This is a genomic window from Comamonas sp. A7-5 (assembly GCF_039581385.1).
GTDB lineage: Bacteria > Pseudomonadota > Gammaproteobacteria > Burkholderiales > Burkholderiaceae_C > Comamonas > Comamonas thiooxydans.
Genome location: NZ_JBCPWO010000004.1, coordinates 320119 through 336275 on the forward strand (window position 1 = coordinate 320119; position 16157 = coordinate 336275).

The 16157-nt window shown below is 62.0% G+C and carries 15 protein-coding genes; 6 read left to right on the plus strand and 9 right to left on the minus strand.

Annotation, left to right across the window (positions count from 1 at the left end; genetic code table 11):
- Window positions 1-155: 155 nt before the first annotated feature.
- Window positions 156-1631: a diguanylate cyclase gene (locus AAIL67_RS09555; RefSeq protein ID WP_343483866.1), complete on the minus strand. Its 1476-nt coding sequence runs from the start codon at window positions 1629-1631 to the stop codon at window positions 156-158.
- Window positions 1632-2259: 628 nt separating this feature from the next.
- Between AAIL67_RS09555 and AAIL67_RS09560 the strand changes: the two genes are divergently transcribed.
- Window positions 2260-3279, plus strand: a complete 1020-nt coding sequence (locus tag AAIL67_RS09560) for a D-2-hydroxyacid dehydrogenase family protein (RefSeq protein WP_003062839.1) — start codon at window positions 2260-2262, stop codon at window positions 3277-3279.
- Between the two features lie 29 nt (window positions 3280-3308).
- Here AAIL67_RS09560 and AAIL67_RS09565 read toward each other — a convergent pair whose 3' ends face one another.
- Genes AAIL67_RS09565 through AAIL67_RS09575 form a run of 3 tightly spaced genes read right to left on the minus strand, consistent with a single transcriptional unit; the run spans window position 3309 to window position 6162 of the window.
- Window positions 3309-4115, minus strand: coding sequence for a hypothetical protein (locus AAIL67_RS09565; RefSeq protein WP_343483867.1), 807 nt, complete (start codon window positions 4113-4115; stop codon window positions 3309-3311).
- 3 nt (window positions 4116-4118) lie between these two features.
- Window positions 4119-4550 carry a DNA polymerase III subunit chi gene (locus AAIL67_RS09570; protein WP_034361514.1) on the minus strand — a complete coding sequence of 144 codons (432 nt, stop codon included), beginning with the start codon at window positions 4548-4550 and terminating at the stop codon, window positions 4119-4121.
- A gap of 52 nt (window positions 4551-4602) precedes the next feature.
- Window positions 4603-6162 (minus strand): leucyl aminopeptidase, encoded by a 1560-nt coding sequence (locus AAIL67_RS09575; protein WP_003062832.1) that lies wholly within the window; start codon window positions 6160-6162, stop codon window positions 4603-4605.
- Between the two features lie 23 nt (window positions 6163-6185).
- Between AAIL67_RS09575 and lptF the strand changes: the two genes are divergently transcribed.
- From lptF to AAIL67_RS09600, 5 genes are read left to right on the plus strand one after another with little or no spacing between them, the layout of a single operon-like run.
- Entirely contained in the window at window positions 6186-7295 is a 1110-nt protein-coding gene (lptF, locus tag AAIL67_RS09580; protein WP_003062830.1) for an LPS export ABC transporter permease LptF, read from the plus strand.
- On the plus strand, window positions 7292-8395 hold the full coding sequence (gene lptG / locus AAIL67_RS09585) for an LPS export ABC transporter permease LptG (RefSeq protein ID WP_280032232.1): 1104 nt from the start codon (window positions 7292-7294) through the stop codon (window positions 8393-8395). Before lptF ends, lptG begins: the two co-directional genes overlap by 4 nt.
- Window positions 8396-8398: 3 nt before the next feature.
- Window positions 8399-8827, plus strand: coding sequence for a CbiX/SirB N-terminal domain-containing protein (locus tag AAIL67_RS09590; protein ID WP_046460166.1), 429 nt, complete (start codon window positions 8399-8401; stop codon window positions 8825-8827).
- Between the two features lie 58 nt (window positions 8828-8885).
- Window positions 8886-9827, plus strand: a complete 942-nt coding sequence (locus AAIL67_RS09595; RefSeq protein WP_003062823.1) for a CysB family HTH-type transcriptional regulator — start codon at window positions 8886-8888, stop codon at window positions 9825-9827.
- A 40-nt stretch (window positions 9828-9867) separates the two neighbouring features.
- Window positions 9868-11034 (plus strand): pyridoxal phosphate-dependent aminotransferase, encoded by a 1167-nt coding sequence (locus AAIL67_RS09600; protein ID WP_034361512.1) that lies wholly within the window; start codon window positions 9868-9870, stop codon window positions 11032-11034.
- A 116-nt stretch (window positions 11035-11150) separates the two neighbouring features.
- Here AAIL67_RS09600 and AAIL67_RS09605 read toward each other — a convergent pair whose 3' ends face one another.
- The 5 genes from AAIL67_RS09605 to soxZ all read right to left on the minus strand — a co-directional run bounded on the left by AAIL67_RS09605 (window position 11151) and on the right by soxZ (window position 16147).
- Window positions 11151-12260: a YeeE/YedE family protein gene (locus tag AAIL67_RS09605; RefSeq protein WP_003062819.1), complete on the minus strand. Its 1110-nt coding sequence runs from the start codon at window positions 12258-12260 to the stop codon at window positions 11151-11153.
- Window positions 12261-12344: 84 nt separating this feature from the next.
- On the minus strand, window positions 12345-14078 hold the full coding sequence (gene soxB, locus AAIL67_RS09610; RefSeq protein ID WP_343483868.1) for a thiosulfohydrolase SoxB: 1734 nt from the start codon (window positions 14076-14078) through the stop codon (window positions 12345-12347).
- 206 nt (window positions 14079-14284) lie between these two features.
- Window positions 14285-14938, minus strand: a complete 654-nt coding sequence (gene soxX / locus AAIL67_RS09615) for a sulfur oxidation c-type cytochrome SoxX (RefSeq protein ID WP_343483869.1) — start codon at window positions 14936-14938, stop codon at window positions 14285-14287.
- Between the two features lie 9 nt (window positions 14939-14947).
- Window positions 14948-15757, minus strand: coding sequence for a sulfur oxidation c-type cytochrome SoxA (gene soxA / locus AAIL67_RS09620; protein ID WP_280032227.1), 810 nt, complete (start codon window positions 15755-15757; stop codon window positions 14948-14950).
- Window positions 15758-15835: 78 nt separating this feature from the next.
- Window positions 15836-16147, minus strand: a complete 312-nt coding sequence (gene soxZ, locus AAIL67_RS09625) for a thiosulfate oxidation carrier complex protein SoxZ (protein WP_003053938.1) — start codon at window positions 16145-16147, stop codon at window positions 15836-15838.
- Window positions 16148-16157: the final 10 nt, after the last annotated feature.

The following is a 16157-nucleotide window of genomic DNA, read 5'->3' on the forward strand; positions in this document are numbered from 1 at the left end:
CAGCCGATCAGTAAAGCTCATTCGCGCGGCTACACATTGGTGGCTACCCATGCTCTGAGGTTAGGAAGAAGGAGTCCGTTTGATCAGTGGACTGTTGAATTCGGGGCGATGTTAGCAAGTGTCCAAAAGCCGAGAAATCGATTTCCCGACAAATATCAGTTACCGGCTCCGGTGCGCGGGACGGGCCAGGCGTCACGAGAGCCATCCCTGCTGCGCTCGAGTTCGTCGCCCCGGCCCGGATAGCGAGCCCTCCGGACCTGATTGCGGCCCGAACTCTTGGCCCGGTACAAGGCCATGTCGGTGCGGCGCAGCAGTTGCGCAGAGGCTTCACCGGCCTGCCAGCTGCCCACGCCGAACGACATGGTGATGGTTCCTGCCGCCACGTAGCTGTGCGATGCGATGCTGCGGCGCAGCCGCTCGGCCAGCTCCAGGGCCGCCTGCAGGCCGACGCCCGGTACGATGATCAGGAACTCCTCGCCACCCCAGCGCGCAACATGCTCCGAAGACCGTACGGTGCTCCTGAGGACTTTTGCGATCTGCTGCAGAACCTGGTCGCCGGCCTCATGGCCGAACTGATCGTTGACCTGCTTGAACAGATCGACGTCGCACATGATCAGTGCATAGGGAACGCCTTGACGCTCGGCAATTCGCTGGCAATTTTCCAGCTCATAACTTCCGGCACTGCGGTTGGGCAAGCCGGTCAGATCATCCCGGTAGGCCCGTACCAGCAGTTCCTGTTCACGCTGAACCAGGTCGCTGATGTCTTTGGAAATGCTCACATAGTGCGTTATCCGGTGACTGGCATCGCGCAGCGCCGAAATGCTCTGGGCAGCATGGTAGAGCTCGCCATCCTTGCGCCGATTGATGAAAGTCCGGCTGAAGTTTTCCCCGCGCACCAAGGCGTCGCGCAACTCGGCATAAAACTGTGCCGTATGTGAGCCGGACTGCAGCATGGCCGGCGTGCGGCCCATTACTTCGGCTGCGCAATAACCCGTCTGATGCTCAAAAGCATGATTGACAAACACGAGATAGCCATTGCGATCGGTAATGAATACCGGCGCATTGGCCGAGTTCAATGCCTGGATCATCAAATCCCGCTGCCTTTCGCTTTCCACCTGCCGCGTCACATCCTGCTGCACGGATACAAAATGCGTGATCTTCCCGTCTACATCCCGCACGGCAGAGATATTCCAGGACACATGGTATGGCGTTCCATCCTTGCGGTAGTTGACTGCGCTACCTTGAAAAAAACGACCCTCGGCAAGGCATTGGCGCAATTGCTCAATCACCTGCTGATCCGTCTCGGGGCCCTGCAATATACGCGGAGACCGGCCCAGCAGCTCCTCTGTGGCGTAACCGGTCATGCTGGTAAATGCCTTGTTGCAATAGCTAATGAACGGGCCACCGCCAGCCATTTCGGCATCGGTTATCACCACGGCATTAAATGCCTGGGCCACAGCCACCTCAAGCAGTTGCGGTTGGGTATCCAGGCGAGAATCAGAAAGTGACGAAATATAACTATTCTTCTCCATCGCCACATTCTCATCTTGATTGGGAACGCTGCGACACATTATTTTCTGACCGCCCCTGACACCCGCACAGTCATCGATATCCGCGCCGGTATTGAGCAAGCGGCCGGCAGAGATGTTAATGATTGGACATATATGAAATGCTTGACAAACTTTTTACCCATATGGACCGGTTTGCGAACCGGTTTGCATTTGGCAGCGCACCGAAAATGACCGCCTGGTCAACAGACCGGAGGCGCAAACCTTTGGCCTCTGAATCAGGCAGAAGATATTACAAAGCTGCTGCACATCGGGCAGGCTCGAACGGTCGGGGCTGAAGCAGCCAAGCCGCAGATGCCACGAGTGCCCGGCAGCCCGGCATTTGCGGATCGTGTTGCCTCGATGCGCTGACGCACCGGTCGTCTGCGTACCAGCTCAGACATACCGGTAAACCCCAGTTTTACCGGTCACAGCCACTGCAAGCCACGGACCGTCTCCGGCCTGGATCACAATGGCATCCGCAACCCGGAGCTTCTTGGGGCATGGTCATCAAGCGCCTGCAAATGCCATGCGTCAGCCTGGCTTTCAGAACCGGTGCCAAACCTGAGCTAAGCTCTGGTATATGTAGGGTGTGCACGCAGGGAATCTGGTGGCGTCGATTTGGCGTAAGTTTTCACGAGAGCAATCCTAAGCCTTTGATCGCATTGAATTTCATTCAATAAACTCAGCCACTTACTTAAGGATGCCAGTGGTGAACATCGTTATCCTGGACGATTACCAAGACGCGGTTCGCAAGCTCGATTGCGCCAAGCTGCTCGATGCCTTCAACGCCAAGGTCTACACCAACACCATCAAGGGTGTGGGACAGCTATCAGTCCGGCTGCGCGATGCGGATGTCATCGTCCTGATTCGCGAGCGCACCCAGATCTCGCGCCAGCTGCTCGATAAACTGCCCCGGCTCAAGCTGATTGCCCAGACGGGCAAGGCGGGCGCGCATATCGATGTGCAGGCCTGCAGCGAGCGTGGCGTGGCGATCGCGGAAGGCGTGGGCTCTCCGATTGCGCCGGCAGAGCTGACCTGGTCGCTGATCATGTCGGCCATGCGCCGTCTGCCGCAGTACATCGCCAATCTCAAACATGGTGCCTGGCAACAGTCGGGACTCAAGGCGGCATCCATGCCGCCCAACTTCGGGTTGGGCAGCGTGCTGCGCGGACGCATGCTGGGTATCTGGGGCTACGGCCGCATCGGGCAGCTGCTGGCGGGCTATGGCAAGGCCTTTGGCATGCAGGTCTGTGTCTGGGGCAGCGAAGCCTCGCGCCGCAAAGCCGAGGCCGACGGCTATCTGAGCGCCCCCTCCAAGGAAGCCTTTTTCGAGCAATGCGATGTGTTGTCGCTGCATCTGCGCCTGCACGACGCGACGCGGGGCATCGTGACGGCACAGGATCTGGCGCGGATGAAGCCGACCGCCCTGTTCGTCAACACCTCGCGCGCCGAGCTGGTGGAGCCCGAAGCCTTGCTCTGCGCCCTGAACCGCGGCCGCCCCGGCCTGGCCGCCATCGATGTCTTCGAAAGCGAGCCGATACTGCAAGGCCATGCCCTGCTGAGGCTGGAGAACTGCATATGCACACCCCATATCGGCTATGTGGAACAGGACAGCTATGAGCTGTATTTCCGCGCGGCGTTCGAGAACGTGGTGAACTTTGCCAACGGTCAGCCCAGCAATATTCTGAACCCCGAGGTTTTCAACGGTCCGCTGCGCCTGAACCGCTAGGCTGGGATGCCGCGGCCAGCGGCTATCGGCTATTGCCGGGTCTGCTGTGCAAGCTCGGCCTCCACGGCTTCGTAGACCGATTGACGCACCACGGTCTCCACTTCTTCACGCAGGCGCAGCACCATGGATCGGGTCTGTGCTTCCACAACCTGAGCTATTGCTTCCTTGAGCTTCTGCTCCAGAACCAGATCCACCCGCTGCATGAGTCTGTGGACCAGATACTCTTCGGTCACCACGGCACCGTGCGCATCCAGTGCCTGCTGCAGGCCGGCTGCCCCAAAGACCGGGGCGGGTTCAACAGCCTGCTCCACATCTTGTGCCTGGACGAGTGGCTCGGCGGCTTCCTCATCGAGTGCCTCAGACCCGGGTTGAAGCTCTTCACCCTGGGGTTGGCCAGCGTCCGTAACGGATGGCTGCTCCGCCTGGTCTGCGAGCGGAAATGCCTCCACGAGTTCGGCAGTTACCAACTCAGTCTCAGGCTCCACCTGCCTGGCCGATATTGCGTCTACCACCTCCCCAGTCATGCTCTGCGCAAATGACTGCTGCGGCGGCAAGGATTCAGGCAAAGGGGGCAGTTGATGCGGAATACCTGCAGGCCGGCCGCGGCCGTAGAGACCATCCGCCAGCCATGAGGTGTGAAACGACGGCCTCGCCAGAGGGACAACGCTGTCTCCCAGCGTCCGCGGGCCTAGCACCTGCTGCGCAGCTCCCTGAGACTGCTCCGGCGGCACCGGCTGAGCGCTGTCCGCAGTGTCTTCAAGCGCGGCAGCTTCGGGCTGAACCACCTCGGTCAGGGTGGGGACGAAGCGTGGCGGAACTTTGGATGAGGAGTTCATGACCTAGCCCTTGAGATTCAGATCGTGCCGGACGATGGAAAAACCACGCGCTGCATAGTCGCGCCAGCGGGCACGCGCATCCTGGCGATCCATCTCATCGCCGGAAGAAACGATTTCCACCACGCGCGCGAAGCGCTCAAACCCCGACGGCACCTGCGGCGTGAGATTGACCAGGACATCGTAATGAGGCAAGTCCTGCAGGTGTTCGGCCAGGATGACGGGAGAAGCAGCAAGCATCCGCGCTCCATCCGACTCGCAAGCATGCGCGAGAAAATCCGTGGCCGACACGCTCCACAAACGGGGCGAAAGCCGGCTCAGCGCAGCTCCATCCCCCAGAACCACGATACGCGCACCATGACGCAGAGCCTTGCGTGCGAATCGGCACACATAGCCCAGCTTGTCTGGTGCATTGAAATGAAAGGCAATTTCTGTCACAACTCTTGGCGGCAGATGCTGCCTGAAACCAGGCCGCATCTGCCGACTTTTCTTAAGCCGAAGCCTTGGCAGTCACACGCGTGCGGCGCGAAGCCGCAGGTTTGGCAGCACTCTTGCGAGCCACCGGGGTCCTGGCAGCAGTCGCTGCTGCAGCGGCAACCCGGCCTTCCTGACCCAGCAGATATTGCACCAGCAGGCCTACGGGGCGACCCGTAGCTCCCTTGGTAGCACCGCTCTTCCAGGCAGTACCGGCGATATCCAGATGTGCCCAGGGAATATCGCCCACAAATTTCTGCAGGAACTTGGCGGCCGTCACCGCACCTGCGGCGCGCCCTGCCACGTTGCCCATGTCCGCAAAATTGCTCTTGAGACCATCGGCGTACTCATCGTCCAGAGGCATGCGCCAGCAAGGATCAAGCGCAACATCGCCAGCGGCCTGCAACGCGGCTGCCAGCTCGTCGCTGGTCGAGAACAGGCCGCTGCGCAAACCGCCCAGGGCGATCACGCAAGCGCCAGTCAGCGTGGCCATATCGACCAGCGCAGAGGGCTTGAAACGCGCTGCGTAATGCAGCACATCGCACAGCACCAGGCGACCTTCTGCGTCCGTGTTGAGGATCTCGATGGTCTGACCGCTCATGCTGGTCACCACATCGCCGGGCTTGATGGCTGCACCGTCGGGCATGTTCTCGCATGCAGGAATCAGGCCCACGACATTGATGGCCGGCTGCAGCTTGGCCAGCGCCTGGAACACGCCCAGCACGCTGGCAGCACCGCCCATGTCGAACTTCATCTCGTCCATCTCGGCTGCAGGCTTGAGCGATATGCCGCCGGTGTCAAAAGTGATGCCCTTGCCCACCAGCACGATGGGGGCCACGCTCTTGGCCGCACCGTTGTAGTGCAATTCGATGAAGCGCAGGGGTTCGCGCGAGCCCTGGGCCACCGCCATGAAAGCACCCATGCCCAGCTTGGCCACATCGGCAGGGCCGTGAATCTTGCAGCTCATGCGTGCTGCCTTGGCAATGCTCTTGGCAGCATTGGCCAGCATGGTGGGCGTTGCATGGTTGGCCGGGCGGTTGGCCCATTCGCGGGCCATGGCCACGCCCTCCTGCTGCGCCACTGCGGTATTGAAAGCAGCGGTAACAGCAGCCGTCTTGGACGATACGCCCAGCACGAGCTTGGTCAGCGCAACGGGCTTGGCCTGGGATTTGGTGTGGGTATAGAGGTAGGTCGCATCGGCAACCGCCTGCACGGCAGCCGCTACAGCCTGGGCATCGGCATCAAAGGCAAAGCTCACAACGGCCTTGGCAATGCCTTCGGTCTTGAGCACCGCGCCGCAGCCAGCCAAGGCATTGCGCACGTCCTTGGGAGTACCAGCTCCCACGCCCAGCAGCACCACACGACGTGCGGCAATGGCGGGCACTTGGTACAAAGGCAATTGCTTGCCGCAAGACAGGGCAAAATCACCCTGCTTCACCGCATGAGCCACCATGGCTCCGATGGCGTCGCTGCCGAATGTGCCCGATGCTGCCTGTTCAGAAACAAGCACCAACAGCAAATCACATTTTTCGCGCGCTGCAGCGGCAGCGGTCAGAGCCTTCAGTTCAAAGTTCATAATCGGTGTTTTCCTTTTAGCCAATGTTATTCGATTCATCCATACGCAAAGAGCTGGCCCGCAGCTTTGGTGCGACGGCCGTGGTTCTGATCACTGTGGTGATGACCATGATGCTGATCCGCACCCTGGGTCAGGCTTACAAGGGCAGTGTCAGCCCTTCCGACGTGATGCTGGTCATGGGTTTCACCGTGCTCGGGCAACTCCCGACCATTCTGGGCCTGAGCCTGTTTGTCGCCATTGTGGGATCTCTTTCCCGCATGTACCGCGACAGCGAGATGGTCATCTGGTTTGCCGCCGGCCAGGGCCTGGCCAGTCTGCTCAAGCCCTTGCTGCGCTTTGCCTGGCCGGTGATTCTCATCACCGCCGTCCTGGCCCTCGGCGTGCTGCCCTGGTCCTATCAGCAAATCGAGCAGATCAAGACCCAGTTCCAGCAGCGCAGCGACTTGGATCGCATCGCGCCCGGCGAGTTCCAGGAATCGGCGGGCGGCACACGCGTGTTCTTCGTCGACAAGGATTCCCCTTCCGACATGGCGGCCAGCAATGTCTTCGTGGTCTCGCGCGACCCCGGCAAGGAGTCCGTGACCTCCGCCAAGGGCGCGCATCTGGCCGTCATCAAGGGCCAGCGCATGGTGATTCTGGAGGACGGCCAGCGCATGGAGACGCGCAGCGACGACGGCTCGGTGCGCATCACCGAATTCAAGGAATACGGCGTCCAGGTCGACAACGACAACCCCGTCACCATCGAGGAGATGGCGGCGCGCAGCATGCCCACCAAGGACTTGATCGGCAAGGACGAGCCGATCGCCCGCTCCGTGCTGGCATGGCGCCTGGGCCTGCCCTTTGCCGCACTGAATTTTGTCATTCTGGGCCTAGCCATCTCCAGCGTGAACCCGCGTGCGGGCAATAGCAGCAGCCTGATGATCGCCCTCTTCGCATTTATCGTTTACTACAACCTCATGACCCTGGGCGAGAGCTGGGTCAGCGCCAACAAGATAGGCATGTGGGGCATTCTGGGCCTGCTGCATGGAAGCATCCTGATCGTCAGCGTGCTGGTACTGCTGGCGCGCCACTTCCGCTGGTCACCGCGTGACCTGCTGCGGCGCTCGGGCAAGCGTCAGGAGAGCGCACGATGAAAGTTCTGCGCAACCTGATCTATCGCGAAGTCATACAGGCCGTTCTGTACGTCTCGCTGGCCTTTCTGGCGCTGTTCTTCTTTTTTGATCTGGTCGACGAGATGCGCTGGGTGGGTAGCGGCAATGCCGGCTACACCGCCACGCGCGCGCTGCTGTTCGTGACTCTGTCCATTCCGGGCCACCTCTACGAGCTGATGCCGATTGCCGTGCTGATCGGCGCCATCTTCGTGATGGCAAAATTCGCCCAGAGCTCGGAATTCACCATCATGCGCACCAGCGGCATGGGACCCTGGCTGGCGCTGCGCACGCTGCTGGTACTGGGTATGAGCTTTGTAGTTCTCACCGTGCTGGTCGGTGACTATATTGCGCCTGCTGCCGACAACTTCAGCCAGAAATTGCGCGTGGTCGCCAAGGGGCAGATCTCCCGGGGCGCGACAGGCGCCTGGCTCAAGGAAAAACAGGGCAATCACTCGGTCGCCATCAATGTCGGTGCCGTCAAGGCCCCGGGAGATTTCGTCAACGTGCGCATTTTTGAATTCGACAGCAAGGGCCGCATCGCTGCGCAGATCAACGCTCAGTCTGCCCAGGTCGATGAAGACAAGGAGCTGTGGACCTTGAAGGGTGTGCAAGGCAGCAAGGTGGCCCAGGATGGCGATGTCACCAAGCTAAGTCCAATCAGCGAAGCCAGCATGAACTGGCCCACCAAGGTCACTGCGGCCATGGTCTCGGGCGCGCTGCTCAAGCCTGATCGCATGACCACGATTGCGCTGTTCCAGTTCATACGCCATCTGCAGGACAACGGCCAGGCCGCGCAAAAGTACGAAATCGAGTTCTGGCGCAAGGTCTTCTACCCGCTGAGCTGCCTGGTGATGGTGGTTCTCGCCCTGCCTTTTGCCTATCTGCATTTCCGCTCGGGCGGCATCACTGCCTATGTGTTTGGCGGGGTGATGGCCGGCATCAGCTTCTTCCTGCTCAACAACGTGTTCGGCTATATCGGCACCCTGCAATCCTGGTGGCCCTGGCTGGCCGCCGCGGCGCCAGGCCTGCTCTACACCGCGCTATCGCTCTCGGCCTTTGGCTGGCTGGTACTGAGGCGCTAGGCCATGAACGACGAGCAACCCCCTTCTCCAGATCAAACCGGTCTGATCCTGCTGGCCCATGGCTCCAGGGATGCTCTCTGGCGCCAACCCATAGAGGCCGTTCACCAGCTGGTACAGGCAATGCGGCCCGACCTGCCCTGCATCTGCGCCTATCTGGACGCCTGCGCCCCGGATCTGCCTGCAGCCACTCAGACCCTGATTGCGCAAGGTGTCAGACATCTGATCGTGCTCCCGCTGTTTCTCGGCACTGGCAAACATGCACGAGAAGACATTCCGCGCCTTCTGGACGAATTGCGCCGGCAGCATCCCGCCTGTCGGTTCGATCTGCAGACCGCGGCGGGCGAGAATCCGCGCGTCACGTCCCTGCTGGCGCAGCTGGCAATAGAGGCGGCAGCCGGCACCGAAGCGCTCAAACATACAGATTTCAAATAAAAAATAGCTTCTTTAGATATTTGAAGCATAATGATGCAAGTTCTTAGTCCATGCCGTCATGAACCTGCATCAATTCCGCTTCGTTCAGGAAGCCGCCCGCCGCAATCTCAACCTCACCGAGGCGGCCAAGGCCTTGCACACCTCCCAGCCCGGAGTCTCCAAAGCCATCATCGAGCTTGAAGAAGAGCTGGGCATCGATATCTTTGCGCGCCACGGCAAGCGCCTCAAGCGCATCACCGAGCCGGGACAGGAAGTCCTCAAGAGCATAGAGCTGATCATGCGCGAGGTGGGCAACCTCAAGCGCATCGGCGAGCAATACAGCGCCCAGGACAGCGGCACGCTGAGCATCGCCACCACCCACACCCAGGCCCGCTATGTGCTGCCGCCCGCCGTGGCACGCCTGCGCGAGCTCTATCCCAAGGTCACCATCAGCCTGCACCAGGCCACGCCCGCCGAAGTCGCGCGCATGGTGATCGACGAAGTCGCCGAGATCGGCATGGCCACCGAATCGCTGGCCGACTACCCCGATCTGGTGACCCTGCCCTGCTACGAATGGCAGCATGTGCTGGTCATCCCCACGGGCCACCCGCTGGCGCAGAAAGAGCGCATCACGCTCGAGGACATCGCCCAGGAAGCCCTGATCACCTACCACCCGTCGTTTACCGGACGCGGCAAGATCGACCAGGCCTTCGAGATGCGCCGCCTGCATCCGCATATCGTGCTGGAAGCCATCGATGCCGACGTGATCAAGACCTATGTGCGTCTGGGCCTGGGCATCGGCATCGTGGCCGAGATGGCCATGCGCGACGATCCCGTCAACGACCTGGTGGTGCGCCCCGTCGGCCATCTGTTCGGCACCAGCGTGGCCCGTGTGGCCATCAAGCGCGGCGCATACCTGCGCAACTTCGTCTACCGGTTTGCCGAGCTGCTCAGCGACCGTCTCTCGCGCGACCTCATCATGCGCGCCATGAACGGCAGCGTGGACGACTTCGGGCTCTGATCCTGCCCGCCTCAAGGGCCGGTGCCTGTGCGCCCGGCCCATGCATTGCAAGACTATCGTGACTCCCAACTTCCCCAGCAAGCTGCCCAATGTGGGCACCACCATTTTCACCGTCATGTCGGCGCTGGCCGCCGAACACCAGGCCGTCAATCTGGGCCAGGGCTTCCCCGACTTCGGTTGCGACCCCAGGCTGCTCGACGCTGTCAACGACGCCATGCGTGCCGGTCACAACCAGTACCCGCCCATGGCTGGCTGGCCCGCACTGCGCGAGGCCGTGGCTGCCAAAATCGAAACGCTGCACGGCCGCCGCTATGACGCGGGCAGCGAAATCACCATTACCGCCGGCGCCACCCAGGCCATTCTCACAGCCATCCTGGCCACCGTGCATGCAGGCGACGAAGTCATCGTTCTCGATCCCTGCTACGACAGCTATGTGCCCAATATCGAGATGGCCGGCGGCGTGGCCGTGCGGGTGCCGCTGACACCCGGCAGCTTCCGCCCCGACTTTGCCAGGATCGCTGCCGCCATCACTCCGCGCACGCGCCTGCTGATCATCAACAGCCCGCACAACCCCAGCGCCACCATCTGGACCGATGCGGAAATGCGCCAGCTCGAAGCCCTGCTGGCGCCCACCAATGTGCTGCTGATCAGCGACGAGGTCTACGAGCACATGGTCTTCGACGGTGCCGAGCATCTGAGCAGCGCCCGCTACCCGGGCCTGGCCGAGCGCGCCTTCATCGTTTCCAGCTTTGGCAAGACCTACCATGTCACGGGCTGGAAGGTCGGCACCGTGGCCGCGCCCGCCGCCCTCAGCGCCGAATTCCGCAAGGTGCACCAGTTCAATGTGTTCACCGTGAACACGCCCATGCAGGCGGGTCTCGCGCAGTACATGCAGGACCCCGCGCCCTATATGGAGCTTTCGGCCTTCTACCAGGCCAAGCGCGATCTGTTCCTCGGCGGCCTGCAGGGCTCGCGCCTGAAGCTGCTGCCCACGGCCGGCACTTATTTCCTGTGTGCCGACATCTCCTCTGTCTCGGACCTCAACGAGGCCGAGTTCTGCCAGTGGCTGGTCCGGGAGATCGGCGTGGCAGCAATTCCGCTGTCGGCCTTCTACGGCGACGGTTTCGACCAGCGCGTGGTGCGTTTCTGCTTTGCCAAGAAAGACGAAACCCTGATCGAGGCTGCAGCACGCCTGCGCCAGCTCTGAAATGCTGAGACCCATAAAAAAGGAGCGCCTACCGCGCTCCTTTTCTCGTTTTCAGCAGGTTTTCATACTGAATCTGTTGATCAGAAAGCGCAAGCAGCTATCGAATTTTCTTTTCTTCATGCCGTCTCTGCCAGATGGCGCAGCATCAGCACCGCCCCCAGCACAATGCCGGCCAGCGCCACAAAGCTGCCCAGACTGAGCATGGAGATCGCGCTGATGCCCTGGCCCACGGTGCAGCCCATGGCCGTCACACCGCCCACGCCCATCATCAGCCCTCCCAGCAGATGACGGGCCAGATCGCCGCGGTCGGCAAAGCCCTGCCACTGGAAGTCCCTGCGCCACAGCGCATGGACAAAGCTGCCCAGAACCACGCCCGCGACCGAGGCAATGCCCCAGGTCAGCACCTTGTTGCGATCACTGAAGAACATCAGCCAGTCCAGCGTGTGCGCCACCGGCGTGACAAAGCTGAAGGCCTCGATACGGCCGCTATAGGTCGCGGCATAGACCTGCTCCAGCGTCTCGGGGTGCTCGGCCACCAGTGCCAGATGGCCGCCTAGCCACCAGGCCGCCGTCACGCACAGGCCCACCAGCAGCCCGCCCAGCAGCACGACCCGGCTGCGCTCGGCGCCGGGCCGGGGATCGAGGGCCAGCAGCAGCAAGAGCGCCCCCAGGCCCAGGCCCAGCACGCCGCGCAGCAGCGTCAAGGGCCAGGCGACATGACCGGCCAGCCACTCAGGTAGCAGGGCCGGGCCCGCGAATTCAAGATGCACGCTGTCCAGCCAGCGCACCCGCGCCACGGCGGTAATGCCCTTGAGCGTGGCAAAGGCGGCCACGCCCATGACCAGCAGCACCACCAGCGCCTTGAGGCTGCCGCTGCCCAGCCGGGTCAGATTCCTGGCCCCGCAACCCGATGCCAGCACCATGCCGCCGCCAAACAGCAGCCCTCCCGCCAGGGCCGACAGCCACAGCAGGCGACGGCTGGCATAAAGGGCATCACCCACCTGCAACTGGCCCCACAGCGCCAGCGCCGTGAAGCCCAGCATGCTCACGGCGATGGCCATGCACCACTGGCGCGCCCGTCCCCAGTCCTGCAGATACACCACATCGCTGATGGCACCCACGGTGCAAAAGCGGGTCTCGCGCATCACAAAGCCCAGCACAGCGGCCAGCAACAAAATGGCCACCAGAACGGTGGCCGTCAGGGAATCAAACTCGGCAGGACTCATGCGGGCATTGGACGGCGCGGCCCGGCTTCAAGGCAATGGCATATACCCCAGCCCGCGCGATAACACTGTCTTAATCGGCTTTCATCAGGCCTTGGCCAGCCCCTGGTTGCCGCCGACATTGATCAGTCTTGGCTCATCGAGCCTGCGCGGCCCGAGCGTCTTGCGGTCCTTGAGCCAGGGCTCGACCAGCTCCCAGATCGGCTTGTTGCCGGCCGTCCTGGCTTCCTCGGCCACGGGCGCCCAGCCGGCCACCTTGTATTTCTTGTCGGCCTCCAGCAGCTGACCGTTCAGGCGCATGTCGCTGATGCGCCGGCCCGCGCCGGCCGCCGGGTCGCACTGGTAATGCAGGCCGCCCACGCGCACCATGTCGCCGCCCTGCTGGTAGTAGGGGTCGGGGTTGAAGAGATTGTCGGCCACGTCTTCGAGCACGGTCTTGATCGTGGCGCCCGTCATCTCGCTCACCGTGGCATAGGAATAGGTGGTGGCCGTCATGTCCATCAGCCATTCGCGCGTGATGTCCTGCCCGGCCAGCAACGATGTCCCCCAGCGAAAGCCCGGCGAGAAGGCAATCGGCGCATTCTGCACCTCCATCATGGCGTCCAGCAGCAACTGGTCGCCCGTGCCGTTGAAGTTGCCACGGCGGTACAGCGTGCCGTCGGTGCGCGCCAGCACTTCGCCCAGCCGGCTTTCATAGGGCGCACGCACCCGGGTGATCAGCGCCTGCATCTGGGCATCGGCAGGCAGGATGTTGGCGAATACCGGCAGCAGCCGGTACTGGAAGCCGCGCACCTGGCCGTCCCTGACATCGAAGTCCAGCACCCCGAGAAACTTGCCGTTCGAGCCCGCGTTGGTGACGATGGTCTTGCCGCCTGCGTTCTGCACCAGCGTGGGCACTGGCATGCCGTCATGCGTGTGCCCGCCCAGGATGGCGTCTATGCCGCGCACGCGGCTAGCCATCTTGAGGTCCACGTCCATGCCGTTGTGCGAGAGCACGACCACCACCTTGGCGCCCTTGGCGCGAACCTCGTCCACCATCTTCTGCAGATTGTCGTCCTGGATGCCGAAGCTCCAGTCCGCCACCATGTAGCGCGGGTTGGCGATCGGCGTGTACGGAAAGGCCTGGCCGATGATGGCCACGGGCACGCCGTTGATCTCGCGGATCACATAGGGCTTGAACACCGGATCGCCGAAATCGGCGGTCTTGACGTTTTGTGCCACAAAGTCGAGCTGCGTGCCGAAATCCTTGTCGATGATCTCCTGCACGCGCTGCATGCCGTAGGTGAATTCCCAGTGGCCCGTCATCACGTCCACGCCCAGCAGCTTGCAGGCATCCACCATGTCCTGGGCATTGGTCCAAAGCGAAGTGGCCGAGCCCTGCCAGGTATCGCCGCCGTCCAGCAGCAGTGCGCCAGGACGCGAGGCGCGCATGCGCTTGACCAGCGTGGACAGATGGGCAAATCCGCCCACCTTGCCGTAGCGCCTGGCCGCCGCCTCGAAGTCCAGATAGCTGAAGGCATGGGCCGACGCCGTGCCTGGCTTGATGCCCACGGAGCGCAGCAGATGCTCGCCCACCAGATGCGGGCGCTGGTTCTTCATCGCAGCAATACCGAGATTGACACTGGGTTCGCGAAAGTGAATCGGGTTGAGCTGAGCATGGCAGTCCGTCATATGCAACAGGGACACGTTGCCGAACGGCGCCACCTCATACAAGGCCTTGTCGGCCAGCGACTGATCGGCGTAGGCATAGCGCTGCAATCCCATGCCCGAGACACTGGCTGCTGCCAGCACTTGCAGAAATTCGCGTTTGGAAAGACTCATGCTGATATCCGTTGGTACCTATGCAAACAAGGAGGCAAGCACGGGCATTTCTACCCTGCCCGATCCGAATTTGCATAAGTTGTGTACGTAATGCTGCGCGCCGCAACCGCTTGGCAAACGCCAGGCAAGGGGTGCGAGGGGTCATCCCCTCTCGAATTGCGAAGCAACGCGAGAGAGGGGCAAGCGGCATAGCCGCTCAGAGGGAGCTATTTGTTGACGGGAGAGGCAGGATCGACAAGCAAGGCGACAAGATCTCGTGTCTGCGCTGCGGTGAGGATGCCGGAGTGACCGAAGCGGGGCATGCCCGAGCAGGCGTTGTAGGCCTTGGCGTTCCAGATCTTGCCCCAGGTGTACTCGACGATGGCTCTGGATTCGGGGCTAGACGGATCCTTGATGCCGCGAATCTTCCCATAGTTGTAGAGACTGGGGCCCAGCGTGCCAAAGGAGATTTCTTCCTTGCTGATCTGGTGGCAGTTGTAACAGTTGCCGCCATTGGCGCTGCCTGCCTTGTCGCTCCAGGTCATGCCTCTACCGTTCTGGGCGATCTTTTCGCCCTCCTTCCAGTCGCCGAGCAGCTTGCCATCCTGAGGCCATTTGACGGTCTTGAGATTGGCAGCTTCGATGGCTTGCGCACGTGCAGGTGCCAACGGCTTGCCGGATGCATCGGCAGCGCTGCAGGCCGCATTCGATTCGTCCTGCTGCAGGCGATCGACCTTGGCGATGCCCTGGTCGCGGAAAGAGGTCTGCACCATCCTGGCCGTCAAGGCATCGATGTCCGCCGCCCCGTCGACGGAGGCACAGCCCAGCACCAGCAACGATGCGGCCACGGCCAGGTACGGCATGTGTTTTTGCTTGCGCATAGGGCCTCCTTATCGCTTGATGGCCGGTGCGGTTGACGTCCCGCCCTTGCCGTTGACGCCCATGAACACCCCCAGCGCCACCGTCACGTCGCTGGCGTAACCGGGATAGGGAAAGCGCTGCTGACGGAAGCAGTCGTTGAGGCGGCGCTGCATGCTCCAGAGCTCGCCTGATGAAACCCGATAGGCGGGCCAGGCGCCAAAGCCTTCCGCAGCCCCGGGGTTCCTGGTCAGATTGGGCAGATCCTGCATGCGGATTCGCTTGCCATCCGCACCATGGCAGGAAGCACAGGCAAAGTCATGCGGGCCGCCGCGCATATAGAACAGGCGCTTGCCCGCCTCGTACATCTGCCTTTCCTGCGCATGGCCTTGGGGCAGGTTGAACTTCATGCCTTTGGACTGCGATGAAATCCAGGCCACCAGCCCTTCCATGTTCTTTTGCTCGTCCTTGCCGAACGCTGTTGCCGCAATCTTTTGCGCGTCCAGCCCCTGCAGCCTTTCCATGCAGGTCAGCAGGCGCGACTCCAGATCCTGCACCCTGCCCGTGTCGGCAAAATAGCGCGGCAGCTCCACAAAGGCCCCCCTGACCACGCCCGGCCCCTTGCCCAGATCGCACTGCTCCATGGACGCCTTGCGGGGGCCGCGCTTTTGCTTCCACAGCTCCTCACCCTTCATCTCGAACAGCTCGGCAGGGTTGCCGTCCTGCAGCATCTCGCGGTACTCGGCAATGCCGTCGGCTGTGGACTTTTGCGCCAGCACCGGCGCGGCCATGCACAAGGCCAGCACGGCGGCAGCCGCCTGGCCCGGGGAGGAATGTCTCATGGGGCACCTCTCTGTTTTTTGATTGATTCTGGACTGGGGTGAAGGCTGGCCGGCGGCCAGCCACTGTCTCCACCGTGCTCAGCTCACGGTCGCTTCATCGGTGCGGGTCTCGCCCTTGTTGTCCTTCCAGCTCACCGAGATCTTGTCTCCTGCCTTGGCACCCTTGACCACGAACTGCAGAAACGGGTTCTTGGAAACCGCAGGCCCCCACTCCGCCTGCAGCACCTGCTTGCCGTTGTGCGCGGCCGTCACCTCCTGAATAAACCAGGCGGGCACGGTCTTGCCTTCCGCATCCTTGCGCTGGCCGGTCTCCATCTCATGGGACATCAGCACGCGCACGGTGGTCTTGTCACCCGCAGCCTGGGCACGAATACGCATTGGATCAGCCATGTTCTTCTCC